The following is a 19,363-nucleotide window of genomic DNA, read 5'->3' on the forward strand; positions in this document are numbered from 1 at the left end:
CACGTTCGACGGAAGGACATCCGATGCCAGCTCCACGCAGGGCAGCACTCCTCGTGCTCGCCGTATTGCTCGGCGCCGCAGTATTTCTCGTTCCCGCCGCGCCCGCCTCGGCGAGCGGGATCGTGCGCTGGGAGAACCGGGTCAGCGACCGCATCCTGGATATCGGGATCTCCTCGCCGAACCTGGAGGGGCCGGACTGGTCGGTCAAGGTGGTGCGGCTGCTGCTGCCGCCGGGCTGGTCCAAGGACGCGAACCGCACCTGGCCGACGATCTGGGTGCTGCACGGCGGTTTCGACGACCACAAGTCGTGGAGTGACAAAGGTGACCTCGCGACGCTGACCGCAGGCAAGAACGCGATCTTCGTACTGCCCGAGACCAGCTGGTGCAGCGCGTACTCGGACTGGCGCAACACCGGCAACGGTGGACCCCCGGCCTGGGAGAAGTACCTGCTCGGCGATGTGCGGACGGTACTGGAGTCCACCTACAAGGCCAATACGACGCGTGCCGTCGCGGGGAACTCCATGGGCGGGCTCGGCGCGATGAAGTTCGCGGCCAAGAACCAGGGATTCTTCAGGTCGGCGGCGTCGTTCAGCGGAAACGTGGACCCGCTGCACGAGTCCGGCGCGCCGGGCGACCCCGACCTGCCGGGGCAGGGCTGCGCCGCGGACTGGAAGCGGGTGTGGGGCGAGCTGCCCGCGCAGCGCGACATCTGGCGGGCGAACAACCCGTACAGCCAGGTCGCCCGGCTCACCGGCATCCCGCTCTTCGTCTCCTACGGGAAGGGCGACGCGGTCGAGGAGAAGGTGTACGAGCAGAACTACCGCTTCGTCGACGCACTCCAGGACGCGCACGCCCAGGTCGACGAGCGCTATGTGGCGGGCCAGGGTCACAATTGGAACGCCTGGAAGATCCAGATGGCCGATGCGCTGCCGATGCTGCTCTCCTCGGTGGGCGCCTGATCACGGGTCGACGCCGGCGACGGCGTCCGGGTTGGCGGCGTCGCGGACGATGCGCAGCGCCTGCACCAGGCCGTCCAGCTGCTCCGGGGTGAGCAGGCCGGTGAACCAGCGCTCGACGGCGGCCAGGTACTCGGGGAGCACCTCGGTGAGGGTGCGGGCACCGGCGTCGGTGAGCACGGCGTGCGCGGCGCGGCGGTCGGCCTGGTCGAGCACCCGCTCGACCAGGCCGTTGCGGACCAGCCGGTCGACCAGCCGGGTGGCGCCGCTGGTGGAGAGCGAGACCTGCACCGCCAGGTCGGTCATCCGCAGCCGCCGCTCCGGCGACCGGCTGAGCCGCATGAGCGCGTTCAGGTCGAGTCCGGAGAGCCCGCCCGCCTTCCAGGTCGGCTCCAGCCGCGCCACCAGCCCGTCGTGCGCCTCGAACAGCAGGCCCATGGCGGTGAGCCGGGGGTCATCGAACAGCGACATGCCCCGAACCTACCAGATACTTGCTATGCGGATAGTTGACGCGCGGAATATCTCGGGGTAGACCTGGAGCGGTGAACACTTCCGCAGTATGGCTCGCCGGATTCCGCGGCGGCCTGATCAGTCCGCACGAGCAGATCCGGCTGGCCGAGCCGATCACCTTCGCCGACGCCACGGTGCGCCAGACCCTCCGAATCGCCGGCGGCGGCAGCCGGTTCCGGGTGCGGATCAGCAACCGGTTCGGCCGCACGGCGCTCACCATCGGCGCGGCCCTGGTTGGCGAGCACGCGCTGCTCTTCGACGGCGCCTCGACGGTCACCATTCCGGCGGGAGCCGAACTCTTCAGCGATGCGGTCGATCTCGCGGTCCAACCGGGCACCGATCTGGTCGTGAGCCTGTACCTGCCCGATCCGACCGGCCCCGCGACGGCGGCCTCGCAGCCCGGACAGACCGCACTGGTCGCGCCCGGTGACCGCACCGCCGACGCCGACCTCCCGGACGCCGAGCGGCTGCCGTACCGGGTCTTCCTGGACGCCGTCGACGTCTTCGCCGAGCCGCAGCCGGTGCTCGCCGCCTTCGGCGACTCCTGGTTCGAGGGCGTCGGCACCACGCCGAACGCGCACCTGCGCAGCGTCGATGTGCTCAACCGGGAACTCGGCGGGGGCTGGGCGGTGAACCTCGGCATCGCCGGAAACCGCCTGCTGCGCACCGAGGTCGGGCCGAGCGCACTGGACCGCTTCGAGCACGACGTGCTCGCCGTCCCCGGCGTCTCCCGGGTGCTGGTGAACTTCGGCATCAACGACCTCATCCTCGGCGGCTACACCGGGGAGCAACCGCCCGCCGCAGGCGCGATGATCGCCGGCTACACCGAACTCGCGCGCCGCGCGCACGATGCCGGGCTGCCGATCCACGCCGCCACCATCGGCCCCTTCGCCGGCTGCGAGTACCCGAATCTCACCGTCGACGCGGGCATTCCGATCCGCCGCGAGGTCAACGAATGGCTGCGCACCACGACGGTCTTCGACTCGGTCGCCGACATCGCGCGGACCGTCGAGGATCCCGCCCGCCCCGACCACCTCGCCCCCGAGCTCGACAGCGGCGACTGCATGCACCTCAACAATGCCGGCGCCCACCTCATGGCCCTCGAGTTCCTGGCCGCCCTGCCCGCCGTGGTGCACTGAACGCGTGCCCCCGTCGCTGCCCGCCACCACCGAAGCGCACCTCGCCCGGATCGCCACCGGGCTGTCCGGGGCCGTGGTCATCTGCGGCTTCCCGGCGTCCGGGAAGTCGACCGCGGCCCGGTTTCTGCGCTCCCGCACCGGCGCGCCGATCCTGGACAAGGACCGGTTCGCGCCGGTTCTGGAGGAATCACTGATGGCCCGGCTCACCGGCGACCCGTTCGACCGCGATTCCGAGACCTACCGCGCGCTGGTCTCCCCCGGCATCTACGACGGGCTGATCCGCACCGCGCTCACCGTGGCCGCGGCGGCCCCGGTGATCGTGGACGCGCCGTTCCTCTCGGTCATCCGGGCCGCGCACGCTGCGGGGCGGTCGCTCGCCGAGCACCTCCGGGCGGTGGGCGGCACCCCGGATTCGGTGCCGGTCCGCACGCTCTGGCTCGACACGCCCCCGCATCGGATCAGGGAGCGGATGGTCGCGCGCGGCGCCGAGCGCGACGCGCCGAAACTCGCGGACTGGACCGCCTATCACGACGGCGTGCTCGCGGCGGGGAACCGCGAGCGGGCGCACGCCGTCTGCGATCTCGTTCTCGAGACCTAGGCCAGCACCGTGCGGACGACCGCACCGATGGTGCGCGTCTGCTCCGCGTCGGCGGCGGTGAGGGGTGGGCGGACGGCGCGCGCGAAGCCTGGAAGCCGTTCGGCCAGTGCGGCTTTGGCGACGGCGATATCGATGAGCGGCAGTGCGCGGCGGCAGGCGCCGTAGCGATCGAACACCCGCTGCAGCCGGTCGGCCTCGGCGCCGTCGCCCACCGCGACCGCGGCGGCGATCGCGACCGGGAGTTCGGCGACCGGCCCGCCCGCACCGCTCACCACGCCGTCCAGGCCGAGCTCCCGGATCCGGGCACCGACCCCGTCGTCGCCGAGCAGGACGGCGAGCTGCGGGCAGCGCGACTTGTACTCGGCGCTGACCGCCCGGTCCTTGCCCGAATCCTTGATTCCGGCTACGACCTCGGGGAACTCGGCGGCGAGCTGGGCCAGCGATTCCGGTGCCAGCGGGGTCCGGGTGTGCCGGGGGAAGCTGTAGAGGAGGGTCGGGAGCCGCAGCCCGGCCAGAACGCGGCGCAGGTACTCCTCGACCCCGGTGCGCGGCGGGTCGGCATGGAAGAAGGGGGTGATGACGGCGAGCAGATCGGCGTGGTCGTGCGCGTGCTCGGCGCGGGCGAGCACGTCGCCGATCGGCCCGCCGCCGATGTGCGCGATCAGCGTGCCCGGCCACGCGGCCCGGCACAGCTCGAGCACCGTGCGCCGCTCGGCGTCGGTGCAGGCGGCGAACTCACCGGTCGTCCCGTTCACCAGCAGCGCGCGCACCCCGGCCGCGGTGAGCAGGTGCAGCTGGTCGCGCAGCGCTGCCGGGTCGACGGTGCCGGAGCGCTGGAACGGGGTCAGCGCGGCGACGACCGGCGAGGGGACTGGGATGGACACCGTCCGAGACTAGGTAATGTCGATCATCCCAGCACAGGAGGATCGATGGTCAGCTTCTTCACGCCGGACGGCGACGCCGTGATCCCGGAGCCGATCGCGCGCAGCGGCTGGGGCGGCGGCCACCTCGGCGGCCCCGGCGTGTGCGGGCTGATGGCGCGGGACGTCGAGCGGCACTGCCCGGAGGGGTTCGTGCCCGCCCGGATGACGGCCGACCTGTTCCGCCCGGTGTGGGACCGGCCGATCACCGTGCGGAGCGAGGTGGTGCGCTCGGGCAGGCGGATCACCGTCGCGGACGCGAGCATCGTGCAGGACGGCGAGGTGCGCGCCCGCTCGACCGTGGTCTTCCTGAGCACCGGCGCCGAGCCGCCGGGGCAGCTCTGGCGCCCGGAGCGCGAACTGCCGGTGCCGCTGGTCGGCATCGTGCCGCCGGAGGGCGGGCGCCCGCTGTTCCGCAGCGGCGAGCGCGAGTGGTCCCGCGAGTACGGCGACCACCAGAACGCCGACCGGAAGATCTCCTGGCACGCCATGCCCGCGCTGGTCGCCGGCGAGAAGCTGACCCCGTTCCAGCACGCCGCCATGGTCGGCGACACCGCCAACCACATCTGCCACTGGGGTTCGGCGGGCGCGGGCTACATCAACGCCGACATGACGCTGACGCTCTCCCGGCTGCCGATCGGCTTCGAGCTCGGGCTGCGCGCGGTGGACTCGCTCGCCACCGACGGCGTCTCCATCGGCACCGCGACGATGTACGACCGCAGCGGCCCGCTCGGCACCTGCGTGGTGACGTCGCTGTCCAACGCCGACAAGCTCATCGACTACACAGCGCCGCGCCGCTGACCGGCGCGGGACACAATCCGATTCAGTTGTGCCAGTTGCCATCTCGGTTACCGACAATTTCGGACCGAGCGCATTTCGGGCTGCCGGAGCGGCCCGCAGCGGATACCCTGGAGGGGTGACCAGACGGATTATCCGAGCCGGTTCGGCGGTGGCGATCACCGCGTTCCTGGCAGTGGGGTGTGGCGATGGGTCCGGGGGGCTGCCCGATCCGCAGTTCCTGCTCCGCGGCGCGACCGCGGCCAGCGCGGCGGTGACCAGCGCACACGTGGAGATGAGCAGCGAGGGCAGCCTCTCCGGGTTCAGCGCGAGGGAGCTGAACGCGGATGTCAGAGCCCGCGGCAAGAGCGGTCCGGGAGCCTCCGTGGGGACGGCCGAGGTCGCAGGCGCCACGCTGGCCTTCGTCGAACAGGAGGGCAGGTTCTACTCGCGCGGCGCGGACGGGCGATACAGCGCGGCGCAGCTGCCGGGCGGCGCGGCGCTGCCGCGGCCGTCGGAGCTGCTCGATCCCGAGCGCGGGCTGGCGAAGCTGCTCGGCGGGCTGCGCGAGGTGCGCACCGAGGCGCGGGAGGAGCACGAGGGGGTGCTCTCCTTCCGGGTGACCGGGACGGTGCCGCGGGCCGACGCCGCAGTCTGGCTGCCCGGCACCGCGGGCGATCCGACGCTGACGGTGTGGTTCGCGGCGCAGGGCAGGCACCTGCCGGTCGGCACCCGGCTCGCCACCGTCAACGACACCGGGGAGCCGGTCACCATCGACTTCGCGCTGAGCGAGCTGAACGAGAAGGTGCAGATCCCGGCGGTCGACTGAGCTCGCGGCCCCCGCTCGGCGGGGGCCGCTCCGGCAGCTCAGCGCCCGACCCGAAGGGCGGCCGCGACCGCGGCGACCTCACCGGCCACCTCGGCCCGCAACTCCCACTCGTCGGGCTCGTCGCGCCGGCGCACCGTCAGCCGCACCTGGTCACCGGGCACGACGAAGCGCCGGAACCGCAGGCCGCGCGCCTCGCGCAACCGCAGCATCGGCTCCGCCGCCGTCGCCCGGATCAGCGCGATCCCGCCCTCCAGCAGCAGCATTCCGGGCAGCGTCGGATAGCGCGGGAAGTGCGCGGCGAACACCGGCAGCGTGCCGGTGACGTTCAGCACCGCGGTGCCGCACTCCCCCGGCCGCACGATCTCGACCGCGTCGAAGGCGGGCGCACCGTAGGTCGCCGCCGCCGTCACGACGCGCTCCGCACCGGCGCGTCCAGCGGGCCGGCGCCGAGCAGGACCCCCGCGGTCCGCGCGGTCTCCGCCGGGTCGTCGAAGCGGTCGGCATCGACGAAGGCGCACATGATCCGGCGGGCGACCAGGATCGGCTCACCGTCCACCCGCACCGTGCCGTCCACGCTCGCCGTGCGGGATCCCGCCTGGGTCACCTCGACCTCCAGCTGCAGCACGGCGCCGCGCCCGGCATCGCGCAGCACCGACACCTCGGCGATGTTCAGCAGCGCGGCCCGCTTCCGGTGCTCCGAGCTGAGCAGCACCAGCCAGGCGCCCGCCTGGCACAGCGCCTCGAGCACGATGCCCGCGGGCAGCACCGGCCCGGCCGCCGACGGCTGCCAGTAGTCCTCGTACACCGAGGTCGCCTTGCGAGCGCGCAGCGTCCGCATCGGCTCCCACGACTCGATGCGATCGATCAGCTGGAACTTCACGGCGCCTCCGCCCCGAGCAGCGCCCGGAGCCGCTCCGCCAGCTCCGGTGGCGCCGAGTCGGCGACGCGGGCAATCGATTCCGGCCCGGGTAGCAGCTCGGCGGCGGATGCGAGTACGGCCGGATCCAGCTCGGCCAGACAGCCGCGGAGCTGGGCGGAGGTCGCGATGTCCAGCATGCCTGCGAGTGTGGGGTGATCGGCGGCGGTCACGAGTTCGCGCGCCACCTCGACGGCGAGTGGCACCGGGAGCGCGGCGATCACCGCGCCGGAGCGCGCCAGGTCCAGGTACGTCGCCACCCGGGCCAGGTACTCCGGGGTGAGCCGCTGGGCCACCGCGGCGGCCCTGGCCGGCTCCATCACCGCCGCCAGGTGCGCGGTCATCAGCGGGCTGTCGTTGCGAGTCGCCACCTTGGCCGCTATCTGCGGCGGTACCAGCCGGGTCGCGGCGGCGACCGAGCTCAGCCCGGCCTCCTCGGTGATGCCGAAGATCCGGTCCGACAACAGGATTCGCAGCGCGGCGAGGTCGGCGGCGGGGACATCGGCGAGGTAGCCGATGCGCTCGGCGGTGACTCCGAGCAGCCGGGCCAGCGCGGTGACCGCGGCCCGCCGGACGGCCGGTGTGTCGTTCACCGCCCCACCGCCCGCCGGATCGCCGGGCGGAGGAAGGCGGGGATGGCGTCGAGCGCGTCCTCCGCGGCGCTGGTCAGCTCCTCGATCCGCCGCGCGCAGGCGGCGTCGACCAGCTCGGCGAGGTCGGCCCGGTGCGCCGCGGGCAGCGCGGCGACACCGGCGGGCAGCGGTGCGGCGAAAAGGCCGGGCAACCGGTCCTCCGGCACAACGGGGTCTTCGGATTGCGTCAACACGACCTCCACGGCGACAGGGCAGCGCTACATCCGCATCGGCAGCGATGCGGAACGGGGACAGGGGTTTTCGGACGATCCGAGCTGAGGAGCGAACCAACGTGGTCGGACGGCCGGAGCGTAGCACGGCGCGCCGGGAGCCGCCCGGAGATCGGGTTCACCGAGCGATCACTCGGTAAATGTAATTCTCGGGCAATTCGGGCAGTGTGGTGGACTGTCGCGAATGAATTCCGCCGTTGATACCCGGAGAACCGGATAACTCGCGGTGTGCGGCGTGGCCGTTTCGGCCATCCGAATGCAAATAGTCGCCCGTCCAGTTCTGTGCTTTTTCACATGCCTGCCGAGACCTGTTGACGCTGAAGCCCTCTCGATCTAATCTCGAACCCGGCACCCGGCCGGTCGGCATGTTGCGAGGATTGGGAATCCTCCGTGCCGGCAGTTGTGAAATTCGACATCGCTGTCGAAGGGTGATCCCGGTACTCGTCGTCGCCGACGAGGTTGCATACTCTCCTTGGCTACCCGCGCTCCGCAGTACCGCTGCGCCGATGCGGGGAAAGGTCGGTCAATCATGTCTGTCGACGTATCCATCCGCGACGATATCGCCGAATTCCTGCGTGCCCATTACGACGTCGATCTGGACGTCGTCTCGCCCGATTCCACGCTGGACGACCTCGGCCTCGATTCCCTCGGCGTCCTCTCGGTCGCCGATCTGATCGAGAACAAATACGGCATCTCGCTGGACGACGAGCGAATCGCGTCGGTGCGCACCTTCGCCGATCTCATGGGGCTGATCCGGCTCAAGGCCGCCGAAGCCTCCTGATCGGCGCGTCCCCCTTTCCTCGCGTTTCCGCACAGCCCCGGTCACCGATTCGAAAAGGCACGACTCCATGGACGCTTACATCACCGCAACCGGCCGCTTCCTCCCCGGCGAGCCGATCACGAACGACGAGATCGAGGAGTACATCGGCAAGGCCGGCCGCGCCTCCTCGGATCTGAAGGACCAGATCCTGCAGAACAGCGGCATCAAGACCAGGCACTACGCCATCGACAAGGACCAGAACACGGTCTACTCCAATGCCCGCATGGCCGCCGAGGCGGTGCGCGCGGCGGTCGACCGGGCCGGCCTGACGCCGGAGGGCGTGGAGATGCTGGCCGCCGCCACCACGCTGCCCGACCTCATGGGGCCGGGCCACGCCAGCATGGTGCACGGCGAGCTCGGCTACCCGCCCATGGAGATCGTCACCGCGCACGGCATCTGCAGCTCCGGAATGATGGCGCTGAAGAACGCCTATCTGCAGGTGAAGGTCGGCGAGAAGCGAACCGCGCTCGCGGTGGCGAGCGAGCTGGCCAGCCGCGGCTTCAAGCACACGCGCTACGCCGAGATGAAGACCACGACCGAAGACGGCTCGCTGCCGATGGAAACCGCCTTCCTGCGGTACATGCTCTCGGACGGAGCCGGTGCGGCGGTGGTCTCGGATACCGCGCCCGCGGATCGCACGAGCCTGCGGATCGACTGGATCTCGCTCACCTCGTACGCGAACACCGAGAACGCCTGCATGTACTTCGGCAGCGCCAAGAATTCCTGCGAGAAGACCTGGGGCGATTACCCCTCGGCGTCGGAGGCCGCCGCGGCGGGCGCCCTCGCGCCGCGGCAGAAATTATCGCTGCTGCCGCACCTGGTGCGGGTCGGAATCGACGAATACGAAAAACTCGCGAATGCCGGAAAATTCGATCCGGATACCGTAACCTGGTTTCCCGCGCACTACTCCAGCGAGCGCATGAAAACGATGCTGACCGGAGAACTGAAGCGGCGCGGCGTTTCCGCGGGCCGCCCGGAGGCGTGGTTCAGCAACCTCACGCAGGTGGGGAATATCGGCAGCGCGAGTATCTACGTCATTCTGGACGAAATGCTCACGCAGAATCTGGTGCAGCCCGGCGACACCCTGCTCTGCATGGTGCCGGAATCGGGACGATTCGCCATCTCGTTCATGCACCTGACGGCGGTGCGCGGCCCGATCGAACATTCGGGCGCCGCATGACGGGACATGCCGGAATCCGGGCGGTGGGGCCCGGTGGCGCCGTCGGCGCCGACACCAGGCCGGTCGTGGTCTTCGAGTATTCGCAGACCGGCCAGCTCACCGAGGTGGTCGACGCGCTGGTCGCCCCGCTCGAGGCGGCGGGCAGGCCGGTGCGCCGGGTGCGCTACGCCCCGGCCGAGCCGTATCCGTTCCCCTGGCCGGTTGCCCGATTCTTCGGCGTATTCCCCTCTGCCACAGACGAATCGGCGCGGGTCGCGCTCACCGTCGATCCGGCCGAGCTGTACACGGCGCCGGAGGAGCTGGTGATCCTGGCCTACCAGGTGTGGTATCTGGCGCCGTCGGTGCCGGTGCGCTCGCTGCTCGCCGCGCACCCGGAGCTGTTCGCCGGCCGCGATGTCGTCACCCTGGTCGCCTGCCGGAACATGTGGTACTCGGCGGCGGCCGAGGTGCGCCGCACGCTCGCCGGGCTCGGCGCGGCGGCGGCGGGCACCGTCGCCGCGATCGACACCAGGCCGCAGGGGATCACGCTGGTCACCACGCTGCGCTGGCTGCTGCTCGGCTCGCGGGACGGGTTCCTGGGTAGGGCCGGGGTCGGCGCCGACGAGCTGCGCCGGGTCGGCGCGGTCGGCGAGGAGCTGGCGGCGGCCGCCGGGCCGGACGAGACCGCGCTGGCGCTGGCCGGTGCGGCGCCGGTGGTCCCGGTGCTCGCCGCCGCGGATCTCGTTGCCGGACAGGTGTTCCGGCGCGCGGGCGCGGCCATACGCCCGGCGCGCGGTGCGGCCAGGGCAGCCGGGCTGCTCGGCTTCGCGCTGACGCTCGGCCTCGCCATCGTGACCGGGCTGCCCGCCCTGGTGGCGGCCAGGCTGCTGCTCGGCAAGCGGTTCGACCGGGTGGTGCAGGCCCGGCTGACCGGGGTGACCGCCGCGGCGAGCGCGGGAGCGGCGCGGTGAGCGCCCGCGTCGCCGTGGTCGGGGCGGGCCCGGCCGGGCTGGCCGCCGCGTACGCGCTCGGGCGGCACGGCGTCGAGACCGTCGTGCTGGAGAAGCGCACCCGGCCCTCGACCCACCCGCAGGCCACCCTGGTCAATGTGCGCACCACGGAGATCCTCCGCGAGTTCGGGCTCTTCGACGCCGCGCTCGCCGCTGGCACCCCGCTGGAGCAGGCCGCGCGGGTGCGCTTCCTGACCGCGGTGGCGGGCACCGAACTCGGCCGCCTCGAGCTGATCGAGGACACCGACAAGCTCATGCGGCTCGCCGCGCAGAGCCCGGCCCGGCCGATGCTGTGCCCGCAGAACCGGTTGCAGGAGGTGCTCGCCGCCGGGCTCGCCGGGCTTCCCGAGGTCACGCTGATCACCGGCGCGACCGTCGACGCGGTGTCGACCGGAGCGGACGGCACGGTGCTGGAGTACACCGACGGCACGGGCGCGCACCGGCTGGCCGCCGACTACGTGCTGCTGGCCGAGGGGATGCACGGCACGCTGCGCGATCAGGTCGGCATCACCGGGACGGCCGGTTCCCCGCTCGGCAGCCTGCTCGACGTGCACTTCCACGCCGACCTCGGGCACTGGCTCGGCGGCGCCGAGAGCGTGCTCTCCTGGATCGTCAACCGGGAGCTGCGCGGCGTACTCATCACCGTCTCCCCGGAGCAGGACGAGTGGCTGCTGGAGATCCCGCTCACCGCCGCCGAGGGCGACCGCACCGGTGACGCCGCGGCCCTGGTCGCCGCTGCCATCGGCGCGCCGGTCGAGGTCGATATCAGGGGCGCCCGCACCTGGACCATGGGCAGCACCGGGATCGACCGCTGGCGGGACCGCTCGGGACGGGTCTTCGCGCTCGGCGACGCCGCGCACACCTTCCCGCCCACCGGGGGGTTCGGCATGAACACCGGCATCCAGGACGCGCACAACCTGGCCTGGAAGCTGGCGGCGGTCCTGGCCGGCTGGGCGGACGACCGGCTGCTCGACACCTACCAGCCCGAGCGTGCACCGGTGGCCGGGTTCAATGCCGCGCAGAGCGAGCACAATGCCCGCGCGATGGCCGAGTTCGGGGCACTGGCGCTGGCCGCGCCGGACGCGGCGGCGCTCTCGACCGGGATCGAGGAGCAGCGCCCGCACTTCGATTTCTACGGCCAGGCGCTGGGTTTCCGGTACGGGGTGGAGCCGGTGGTCGACGACGTCATCGACTACACCCCGGAGGTGCGCCGGGGCAGCCGGGTGCCGCACCACTGGCTGCGCACCGCCGACGGCACCCCGATCTCCACGCTCGACCTGGCGGGCAGCGGCTTCGCGCTGCTCGCCGCCGAACCGGCGGGCGCGGCGTGGGCGGACGCGGTCGGGTACGCGCACCTGATGAACACCGTGCCGGTCACCGCGGTCACCGTGCTGGCCGGCCGCCGAACCGGGAGCGGGACGACGGGATTCGGCGACCCGTCCGGCGCGGCGACGGCGGCGCTGTTCGCCGAGCCCGGGCAGGCCGTGCTGATCCGGCCGGACGGCCATGTGGCGGCCGTGCTGCCGGGCCGCGACCCCTACAACGAACTCATCGCGGCCGTGATCCGCGCCGTCACCGACGGTTCCAGTACAGCGGAGGTATTCGTATGAACGCAGTGGAGACGGCGGCGCGGCTCGCCGCCGACACCGGGAAGGCGAGCCGCGCCCAGATCGAGGATCTGCTCTCCGGTGAGCGGGCGCGGGTGCGCCGGGTGGTCGAGGTGCTGCCCGCCGATGATCTGAGCTGGGCGCTCGGCACCGAGGTCGGGGCGCAGGCGCTGCGCAACGCCATCGCGCTGATGCCCGAGTACTACCTGCCCGGCCGGTTCGACCGCGAGGTCGCCGTCCGGTTCGAGATCACCCGCCCGCCCGGCGAGACCGTGCTGGACACCGTCTCCTTCGGCCCGCAGACGTGCCGGGTGCTCGGCCCGGAGTATCCGGGCGCGGTGGCGCTGACGGTGTACCTGGACGGCCCCGGCTTCGCCCGCATCGCCACGGGCCTGGACAAGGGCATGGAGCTGATGATGCGCGGCGAACTGCGGGTGCAGGGCGACGTGCAGGTCGCCATGAAGATGGAGGCCTTCTTCGGCCTCGACCCGAAGGGGAAGAAGCGATGAACGGCGACCGCAAGCGGGTGGCGATCACCGGGATCGGGCTGGTCACGCCGATCGGGATCGGCACCGAGCTGTACTGGAAGCAGCTCACGGCCGGGGTCAGCGGCGCCCGGCTCATCGAATCCTTCGACGCCTCGTTCAACCGGGTCCGGATCGGCGCGGAGGTCACCGGCTTCGACCCGTCGGACTGGCTGGAGTACAAGGACGCCAGGCGCTTCGACCGGGTGGGGCACCTCGCGGTCGCCGCCTCCGACCTGGCGCTGAACGACCAGGGCATCGAGGGGCTCGACCGCTCGGAGATGGCCACCGTGATCAGCGCCGCGCTCGGCGGCACCGCCACCGCGGTGCAGAACATCGAGGCGCGGGCCGCGGGCCGCAATGCCTCACCGCTGTTCATCCCGATGACGATGGCGAACTTCGCGGCCTCCGCGGTCGCCTTCCGGCACAAACTGGGCGGGCCGAGCTACGCCCCGCTCAGCGCCTGCTCCTCGTCCGCGGACGCGGTGGGCCAGGGCTACCGGATGATCCGCGACGGGTACGCGGAGTCGGCGCTGGTCGGCGGCGCCGAGGCGGCCATGAGCCCGGTCGTGCTCTCCGGTTTCACCAGCATGCGGGCGCTCTCCGCGCGCAACGACGACCCGAAGGGCGCGGGCCGCCCGTTCGCCGCGGACCGGGACGGCTTCGTGCTCGGCGAGGGTGCGGGCATGCTGGTGCTGGAATCGCTGGAGTCGGCGCGCGCCCGCGGCGTGCACGTGTACGCCGAGATCTGCGGCTACGGCCAGGTCGTCGACACCCACCACGTCACCGCGCCGCGCGCCGACGGTGCCTGCGCGGCCAAGGCCATGCGGCTGGCGCTGCGCGAGGCCGGTGCCGAGCCCGAGCAGGTCGGCTACATCAACGCGCACGGCACCGGCACCATCCTGTCCGACCCGGCCGAGACCAAGGCGGTGCACACCGCGCTCGGCGCGCACGCCCGCTCGGTCGCGATCAGCTCGACCAAGCCGATGACCGGGCACATGCTCGGCGCCACCGGCGCGGTGGAGGCGGCGACCTGCGCGCTGGCCATCGATCGCGGCCAGCTCCCGCCCACCATCAACCACACCGTCCCCGATCCCGAGTGCGACCTGGATTACGTCCCGAACGTCGCGCGCTCGGCGAATGTCGAACTCGCGCTGTCGAATTCGATCGCGTTCGGCGGGCACAACGTGACCCTTGCCTTCCGTCGCCCCGCTGACGAGGAGAACTGACCGTGGAACTCACCCGCATCGGCACCGTCACCGCACACCTCAAACCACCGCAGATGATCGGCCCCGGCCCGTACGGCATCCGGATGTTCATCGAGATCATGGACGGCACGCTGGAGGGCGACCCCTCGGTGCCCGAGGTGAACTCGATCGCGGGCACGGTGCTCCCCGGCGGCGGCGACTGGGTGCTCATCGGCGCCGACGGCTGGGCCCGGCTCGACGTCCGGGTCCAGTTCCTGACCTCGAACGGCGCGGTGGTCTTCGCCGAGTTCTTCGGGCTGATCGAGATGACCGACAAGGTGCAGGACGCGCTCATGTCCGGCGCCGCCACCGAGTTCGACGATCAGTACTTCCGGGTCACCCCGCGGCTGGAGACCGGTGACCCGCAGCTGGAGTGGGTGAACCAGGCGGTGTTCCTCGGCGAGGGCCGCTTCGTCGAGGGCTTCGGCCTGCAGTACGTGATGTACCGGGTCGGCTGAGCCGATGGCCGCACCGGAGAACGCCGCCGTGGTCGTCGACGACCTGCGGGTGCGACGCGGGGAGACGGAGGTCCTGCGCGGCCTGTCGTTCACCGTGCCGACCGGGGCCGTCACCGGCCTGCTCGGGCCGAGCGGCTGCGGCAAGACGACCCTGATCCGCTCGATCGTCGGCGTCCAGCAGCTCGGGTCGGGCAGCATCACGGTGCTCGGCGCACCGGGCGGCAGCGCGTCGCTGCGCGCCAGGATCGGCTACGTCACCCAGTCACCGTCGGTCTACGGCGACCTCACGGTGCGCCAGAACGTGCGCTACTTCGGCGCGGTGTACGGAGTCTCGGCGGCGGCCGCGGACGCGGCCGTCGCCGACGTCGGGCTGACCGAGCACAGCGGCAGGCTGGTGGACAAGCTCTCCGGCGGCCAGCAGGCCCGGGTCTCGCTGGCCTGCGCGCTGGTCGGCAAACCCGAGCTGCTCGTGCTCGACGAACCGACCGTCGGGCTGGACCCGGTGCTGCGCCGGGATCTGTGGCAGCACTTCGCCGAACTCGCGGCGGGCGGCGCCACCCTGCTGGTCTCCAGCCACGTCATGGACGAGGCGGACCGTTGCGACCGCCTGCTGCTCATGCGCGAGGGCAGGCTGCTCGCCGACCAGACCCCCGGCGAGCTGCGCGCCGAGACCGGCACCGCCAACCTCGAGGAGGCCTTCCTCGAACTGGTGCTCGCCAGTACCCGCGCGCCGGAATCCGAGACGACAGGAGCACAGTGATGTCACCCCGGCTGACCTGGTGGACCGTGCGACGGGTACTCACCCAGCTGCGCCACGACCGCCGCACGATCGCACTGATCCTGGTGGTGCCGAGCGTGCTGCTCACCCTGCTGCGCTACGTCTTCGACGGCCGCCCCGACATCTTCGACCAGGTCGGGCTGCTCCTGCTCGGCATCTTCCCGTTCACCTCCATGTTCCTGATCACCAGCGTCGCCATGCTGCGCGAGCGCACCACCGGCACCCTCGAGCGGCTGCTGAGCATGCCGCTGCACAAGCTGGACCTGCTGCTCGGCTACGGCATCGCCTTCGCCCTCGTGGCCATGGTGCAGGCGGCGGTGGCGGCGACGGTGGCCTACGGGTTCCTCGGGCTGCAGACCCAGGGCGCGGTCGGGGTGGTGCTGCTGATCGTGGTCGCCACCGCCGTCCTCGGCTCCTCCACCGGGCTGTTCACCAGTGCCTTCGCCCGCACCGAGTTCCAGGCGCTGCAGTTCGCGCCGTCCATCATCATCCCGCAGCTGCTGCTCTGCGGGCTGATCTGGCCGCGCGAGGAGATGGCGGGCCCGCTGCGCGCGGTGTCCGACGTGGTGCCGCTGCGCTACGCCGCCGAGGCGCTCGGCGAGGTCGGCACCTACCCGCTGCCGACCACCCTGCTCTGGCGCGATCTCGCCGTCGTGCTCACCTTCGGCCTGGTGCTGCTCGCGCTCGGCGCGGTCACGCTGCGCCGCAAGGCGCGCTGAGCCACCGGCTTCCGCCGCCGCTGTCGACGCGGCACCCCTCCGACGATCCCGAGGTGAACCACCATGATCACCGCGCTCGGCGTCGCCAGGCACCTGGTGCCCGCGCCGTCGATGAAGGACATGCTCTTCCACACCCGCCGCTTCCCGGTCACGCCGGGGCCGGTGGCCCGCCGCTACGAGGGCGTGTCCCGCGCCGTGCTCGAGGGTTTCGAATTCGGCGCTGATCTCGCCGACCCGGCCGCGATCGCCGCCCGCCTGGAGTGGGTCGACCCCTTCTACCGCAGCCTCGCCTGCGAGGGCGCGGTCGCCGCGCTGGCGTTGCGCGACCTGATGTCGCCGCGCAAGCGCAGCCGGGCCGTCGAATTCACCCGCGGGCCGGGCGCGCCGCACGCGCTGCTCGCCTACGTCGGGTTCGGGCTCGTGCTCTCCCGGCTGCCGCGCCCGCTGTGGCGGCGCGCGCTGCCCCGGCTGGAGCAGGCCGAGCCGCTGCTGGCCGACCTGAGCTGGCTCGCGGTCGACGGCTACGCCTTCGATCTGGCCTTCTTCGACCCCGAGCGCTGGATCCTGCGCAGGCGGACGCCGCCGCGCTACCGCTGGGAAGGACGCTCGGACTACTTCGGCCGCGCCTTCGACCAGGGTGTCGGCCGGGCCGTCGCCTTCTACCACGCCGGCGATTTCGAGGCGGTGGCCGCCACCATCGGCGGCTTCGAGCCGGAGCGGCGCGGCGATCTCTGGAGCGGCGCGGGCGCGGCGGTCGGCTACCTCGGCGGCCCGGACCGCGCCGGGCTGCTGCGGGTGCTCGCCGCCGCGGGCCCGCACGTCCCCGACCTCGCTATCGGCGTGGTGATGGCGGCCGAGGCCAGGCAGCACGCCGGATTCGTCCCGGAGAACACCGAACTGGCGTCCGAGGTGGTCTGCGGCGCGAACGCGGCAACGGTCGCCGCGCTGGCGGTGCAGACCGCGCAGGCGCCGCCGACCCCGGAGGGGCCGCCCGCGTACGAGCAGTGGCGGCTGCGGATCCGCGCGCACTTCGCCGAGCGCGTGGCGGTGGCGCCGTGAGCGCCGCGCCGCTGCGGCTGGTCGGCGAGCCGCTGGTGGAGCGGCCACCGCTGGACAGCTTCGGGGTGCGCGAGGCGGCCAGGGTGCTGGTGATCGGGCTGGTGCTCGGCGGCAGCCTGCTCGCCGGGCTCGGCCGCCACGGCGCACGGAAGCTGCTGCGCGCCAGCGACTCGAGCTGGCAGGAGGCAGCCGCGGAGGCCACCGTCGACGCCTTCGAGCGGCTCGGCCCGCTCTTCGTCAAGCTGGGCCAGCTCATCGCCTCCTCCTCCGGCGCCTTCCCGCCCGCGCTCTCCGCGGCCTGCCTGCGCTGCCTGGACCGGGTGCGGCCGTTCCCGGCCGCCGAGGCGCGCCGGATCGTGGGTGCCGATCTCGGGCGCCCGGTGGACGAGCTCTTCCGCTCCTTCGACGATGCCCCGCTCTCCGCCGCCTCGGTGGCCCAGGTGCACGCCTGCGTGCTCCCGGACGGCCGCGAGGCGGTGCTCAAGGTGCAGCGCCCCGGGATCGCCCGCCGGATGATCGTCGACCTGCGCGCGGCGCTGCGCACCGCCCGGCTGCTGCAGCGGTTCTCGCACGCGGCGCGGGTGGCCAATGCCGTCGGTGTGGTGCACGACCTCTACGAGGCCACCGTCGGCGAGCTGAACTTCCTCGTGGAGGCCGAGAACCAGCGCCGCATCCGGGCCGATCTCGGCGCCTTCGGCGACAACGGGGGCGTCATGGTTCCCGAGGTGTACAGCGCGCACTGCGGCCCGCGGGTGCTGTGCATGGAGCGGGTGCGCGGGGTGCCGCTGGACCGCTTCGACGTCACCGCGGCCCACCCCGACCCCGAACTGCTCATTCGCAGACTGGTGAAGGTGTGGCTGGAGGGGGTGACCGTGCACGGCATCTTCCACGGCGACGTGCACGCGGGCAATCTCTGGCTGCTGGACGACGGCAGGCTCGCCCTGCTCGACTTCGGCATCGTCGGGCGGATGACCGCGCCCTGGCGGCAGCTGGTGCGGAACATGTTCCACGCCAGCGCCTTCGACGGCGACTTCACCCCGGTCGCCACCTCGCTGCGCGAGCTCGACCTCTTCCCGGACCAGAGCAGCGACGACGCCGCCATCGGGAGCCAGCTGGCCATGGTGCTCGGCCCGATCCTCTCCGGCGAGCTCGCCGAGCTGGATCTGAAGACGGTCACCGGCCTGATGCTCGACTTCGGCACCGACAGCGGGATGAGCGGCCCGCAGCAACTCATCCTGATGGGCAAGCAGCTTGGCTACTTCGAGCGCTACGCCGTCACCCTCGCCCCGGACTGGCGCCTCGGAACCGACCTGTTCCTGCTGCAAAATGTCTTCCCCGACGAGGTGGCCGCGGCGCTGGCCGAGCGCGGAGCCACGCTGCCCGCCTGAGCGCTCCGGTTAACAGCGGGCGCGCGCGGGGATATCTTCGAGCGGAACCCGCCGCGCGCCCGGACCCGGACCACGCCGGACGGATTCGCACTTCCTGGAGGCAGCCGTGCCCACTCCCCTCGTCCGGATCTCCGCAACCGCGGCGGCGCTCGCCATCGCCGTGCTCTCCCTGACCGCCTGCGACGACGAGGTCGGCACCGCCACTCCGGCCTCCCCGTCGGCCGCCGCCACCCCCGCCGCGGGCGCGCCGGCGCCCGGTGGCCGCTCGGGGCAGTCCACCGTGCGCACCATCGGCAAGACCGGCTGGTACGACGACTTCACCATCACCGTGGACCGGGCCACCGTGGTCCCGGACCAGTACGGCGGCGCCGAGGTGACCGTCGACCTCACCTACGCCAACACCGGCCTCACCGACCGCATGCTCGGACTCACCCCGACCCTGCTGGTCAACGGCGAACTCGACGGCGGCGCGACCTTCGACAGCCCCACCGTCGCCGCGGGCGGCAAGGGCAAGGGCAAAGCCGAGACCCCGGTGCAGTCCCTGGACGACGCCGAGCACCTGATCGACACCCTGACCATCGTCTACGGCACCGCCACCGACAACCAGACCATCATCCCGCTGGCGGCGGACGAGAAGGTGCAGAGCGTGCAGCCGCGCAGCTTCCCGATCTCGGCCACGCTCACCCAGGGCGACACCACCGCCACGATCACCGGCGCCACCCTGCACCCCAGCTACAGCACCGGCGACCGCGGCAGGTCCGATCTCTCGCTGCACGTCACGCTCACCGGCGGCTCCGGCATCCCCGCGGGCGGCGCGAACATCTACTACCAGTACTTCAGCGTGCGCACCCCGGACGGCCGCACGGTGCCCGCCGACTTCAAGGGCCCGATCAACGAGCTGCTCGCCGCGGGCCAGACCATCGACAAGCCGGACAACTTCGCGGTCTTCGTGGTCGACTCCCCCGGCACCGGCGCCTACACGCTCTCCTACAACGCCATCGGCGCCGAGGGCGAGGGCTCGGCCCCGACCGCGCCCTTCACGCTGAACTGACCCCCGGAGACGCCGACGGCGGCCCCGCACCTCTGT

Annotated in this window: 23 protein-coding genes; 17 read left to right on the top strand and 6 right to left on the bottom strand. The window is 72.3% G+C overall.

Going from position 1 to position 19,363, the window contains the following annotated elements; all coding sequences use genetic code 11:
• Positions 1–23: 23 nt before the first annotated feature.
• Positions 24–959 (top strand): alpha/beta hydrolase, encoded by a 936-nt coding sequence (locus ACFUJ1_RS21545; protein ID WP_378648119.1) that lies wholly within the window; start codon positions 24–26, stop codon positions 957–959.
• On the opposite strand, the gene ACFUJ1_RS21550 is transcribed toward ACFUJ1_RS21545, so the two are convergent.
• The gene (locus ACFUJ1_RS21550) at positions 960–1,427 is read right to left on the bottom strand and encodes a MarR family winged helix-turn-helix transcriptional regulator (RefSeq protein WP_378648121.1); all 468 of its coding nucleotides are present in this window, start codon (positions 1,425–1,427) and stop codon (positions 960–962) included.
• Positions 1,428–1,498: 71 nt separating this feature from the next.
• Between ACFUJ1_RS21550 and ACFUJ1_RS21555 the strand changes: the two genes are divergently transcribed.
• Together ACFUJ1_RS21555 and ACFUJ1_RS21560 are read left to right on the top strand one after the other, a co-directional pair.
• Complete coding sequence (locus tag ACFUJ1_RS21555; RefSeq protein ID WP_378648123.1) at positions 1,499–2,605, top strand: GDSL-type esterase/lipase family protein; 1,107 nt, start codon at positions 1,499–1,501, stop codon at positions 2,603–2,605.
• A 4-nt stretch (positions 2,606–2,609) separates the two neighbouring features.
• On the top strand, positions 2,610–3,203 hold the full coding sequence (locus ACFUJ1_RS21560) for an AAA family ATPase (RefSeq protein ID WP_378648125.1): 594 nt from the start codon (positions 2,610–2,612) through the stop codon (positions 3,201–3,203).
• Here ACFUJ1_RS21560 and ACFUJ1_RS21565 read toward each other — a convergent pair.
• The gene (locus tag ACFUJ1_RS21565) at positions 3,200–4,087 is read right to left on the bottom strand and encodes a dihydrodipicolinate synthase family protein (RefSeq protein WP_378648127.1); all 888 of its coding nucleotides are present in this window, start codon (positions 4,085–4,087) and stop codon (positions 3,200–3,202) included. The two genes, ACFUJ1_RS21560 and ACFUJ1_RS21565, sit on opposite strands and share 4 nt — an antisense overlap.
• Before the next feature lie 45 nt (positions 4,088–4,132).
• On the opposite strand from ACFUJ1_RS21565, the gene ACFUJ1_RS21570 reads away from it, so the two are divergent.
• Positions 4,133–4,924 carry a thioesterase family protein gene (locus ACFUJ1_RS21570; protein ID WP_378648129.1) on the top strand — a complete coding sequence of 264 codons (792 nt, stop codon included), beginning with the start codon at positions 4,133–4,135 and terminating at the stop codon, positions 4,922–4,924.
• 115 nt (positions 4,925–5,039) lie between these two features.
• Positions 5,040–5,729: an LppX_LprAFG lipoprotein gene (locus tag ACFUJ1_RS21575; RefSeq protein WP_378648131.1), complete on the top strand. Its 690-nt coding sequence runs from the start codon at positions 5,040–5,042 to the stop codon at positions 5,727–5,729.
• 38 nt (positions 5,730–5,767) lie between these two features.
• Here ACFUJ1_RS21575 and ACFUJ1_RS21580 read toward each other — a convergent pair whose 3' ends face one another.
• The 4 genes from ACFUJ1_RS21580 to ACFUJ1_RS21595 are packed head-to-tail and all read right to left on the bottom strand — an operon-like array spanning position 5,768 to position 7,468.
• Positions 5,768–6,139 carry a 3-hydroxyacyl-ACP dehydratase FabZ family protein gene (locus ACFUJ1_RS21580; RefSeq protein WP_378648133.1) on the bottom strand — a complete coding sequence of 124 codons (372 nt, stop codon included), beginning with the start codon at positions 6,137–6,139 and terminating at the stop codon, positions 5,768–5,770.
• Positions 6,136–6,609 carry a hypothetical protein gene (locus ACFUJ1_RS21585; protein WP_378648135.1) on the bottom strand — a complete coding sequence of 158 codons (474 nt, stop codon included), beginning with the start codon at positions 6,607–6,609 and terminating at the stop codon, positions 6,136–6,138. Before ACFUJ1_RS21585 ends, ACFUJ1_RS21580 begins: the two co-directional genes overlap by 4 nt.
• The gene (locus ACFUJ1_RS21590) at positions 6,606–7,238 is read right to left on the bottom strand and encodes a hypothetical protein (protein WP_378648137.1); all 633 of its coding nucleotides are present in this window, start codon (positions 7,236–7,238) and stop codon (positions 6,606–6,608) included. Before ACFUJ1_RS21590 ends, ACFUJ1_RS21585 begins: the two co-directional genes overlap by 4 nt.
• A complete protein-coding gene (locus tag ACFUJ1_RS21595) occupies positions 7,235–7,468 on the bottom strand; it encodes a hypothetical protein (RefSeq protein ID WP_233018372.1) in 234 nt (77 codons plus the stop codon). Before ACFUJ1_RS21595 ends, ACFUJ1_RS21590 begins: the two co-directional genes overlap by 4 nt.
• 568 nt (positions 7,469–8,036) lie before the next feature.
• On the opposite strand from ACFUJ1_RS21595, the gene ACFUJ1_RS21600 reads away from it, so the two are divergent.
• The 12 genes from ACFUJ1_RS21600 to ACFUJ1_RS21655 all read left to right on the top strand — a co-directional run bounded on the left by ACFUJ1_RS21600 (position 8,037) and on the right by ACFUJ1_RS21655 (position 19,327).
• Positions 8,037–8,288, top strand: a complete 252-nt coding sequence (locus tag ACFUJ1_RS21600) for an acyl carrier protein (RefSeq protein WP_378648139.1) — start codon at positions 8,037–8,039, stop codon at positions 8,286–8,288.
• Positions 8,289–8,355: 67 nt separating this feature from the next.
• Entirely contained in the window at positions 8,356–9,507 is a 1,152-nt protein-coding gene (locus ACFUJ1_RS21605; protein ID WP_378648141.1) for a 3-oxoacyl-[acyl-carrier-protein] synthase III C-terminal domain-containing protein, read from the top strand.
• Positions 9,504–10,457, top strand: coding sequence for a hypothetical protein (locus ACFUJ1_RS21610; protein WP_378648142.1), 954 nt, complete (start codon positions 9,504–9,506; stop codon positions 10,455–10,457). Before ACFUJ1_RS21605 ends, ACFUJ1_RS21610 begins: the two co-directional genes overlap by 4 nt.
• The gene (locus ACFUJ1_RS21615) at positions 10,454–12,106 is read left to right on the top strand and encodes an FAD-dependent monooxygenase (RefSeq protein WP_378648143.1); all 1,653 of its coding nucleotides are present in this window, start codon (positions 10,454–10,456) and stop codon (positions 12,104–12,106) included. Before ACFUJ1_RS21610 ends, ACFUJ1_RS21615 begins: the two co-directional genes overlap by 4 nt.
• Positions 12,103–12,612 carry an SCP2 sterol-binding domain-containing protein gene (locus tag ACFUJ1_RS21620; RefSeq protein ID WP_378648144.1) on the top strand — a complete coding sequence of 170 codons (510 nt, stop codon included), beginning with the start codon at positions 12,103–12,105 and terminating at the stop codon, positions 12,610–12,612. Before ACFUJ1_RS21615 ends, ACFUJ1_RS21620 begins: the two co-directional genes overlap by 4 nt.
• On the top strand, positions 12,609–13,856 hold the full coding sequence (locus ACFUJ1_RS21625) for a beta-ketoacyl-[acyl-carrier-protein] synthase family protein (protein ID WP_378648145.1): 1,248 nt from the start codon (positions 12,609–12,611) through the stop codon (positions 13,854–13,856). Before ACFUJ1_RS21620 ends, ACFUJ1_RS21625 begins: the two co-directional genes overlap by 4 nt.
• A 2-nt stretch (positions 13,857–13,858) precedes the next feature.
• Positions 13,859–14,332, top strand: coding sequence for a DUF3237 domain-containing protein (locus ACFUJ1_RS21630; RefSeq protein WP_233018379.1), 474 nt, complete (start codon positions 13,859–13,861; stop codon positions 14,330–14,332).
• A gap of 4 nt (positions 14,333–14,336) precedes the next feature.
• The gene (locus tag ACFUJ1_RS21635) at positions 14,337–15,092 is read left to right on the top strand and encodes an ABC transporter ATP-binding protein (RefSeq protein WP_378648148.1); all 756 of its coding nucleotides are present in this window, start codon (positions 14,337–14,339) and stop codon (positions 15,090–15,092) included.
• A complete protein-coding gene (locus tag ACFUJ1_RS21640; protein ID WP_378648150.1) occupies positions 15,092–15,829 on the top strand; it encodes an ABC transporter permease in 738 nt (245 codons plus the stop codon). The genes ACFUJ1_RS21635 and ACFUJ1_RS21640 overlap by 1 nt, the downstream gene beginning before the upstream one ends.
• 63 nt (positions 15,830–15,892) lie before the next feature.
• Positions 15,893–16,888, top strand: coding sequence for a DUF1702 family protein (locus ACFUJ1_RS21645; protein WP_378648152.1), 996 nt, complete (start codon positions 15,893–15,895; stop codon positions 16,886–16,888).
• Entirely contained in the window at positions 16,885–18,276 is a 1,392-nt protein-coding gene (locus tag ACFUJ1_RS21650; protein ID WP_378648154.1) for an ABC1 kinase family protein, read from the top strand. The genes ACFUJ1_RS21645 and ACFUJ1_RS21650 overlap by 4 nt, the downstream gene beginning before the upstream one ends.
• 106 nt (positions 18,277–18,382) lie before the next feature.
• Positions 18,383–19,327: a hypothetical protein gene (locus tag ACFUJ1_RS21655; RefSeq protein ID WP_378648156.1), complete on the top strand. Its 945-nt coding sequence runs from the start codon at positions 18,383–18,385 to the stop codon at positions 19,325–19,327.
• Positions 19,328–19,363 lie beyond the last annotated feature (36 nt).

The sequence above is a fragment of the Nocardia sp. NPDC057227 genome (assembly GCF_042669725.1).
In the GTDB taxonomy this organism is placed as follows: domain Bacteria; phylum Actinomycetota; class Actinomycetes; order Mycobacteriales; family Mycobacteriaceae; genus Nocardia; species Nocardia asteroides_A.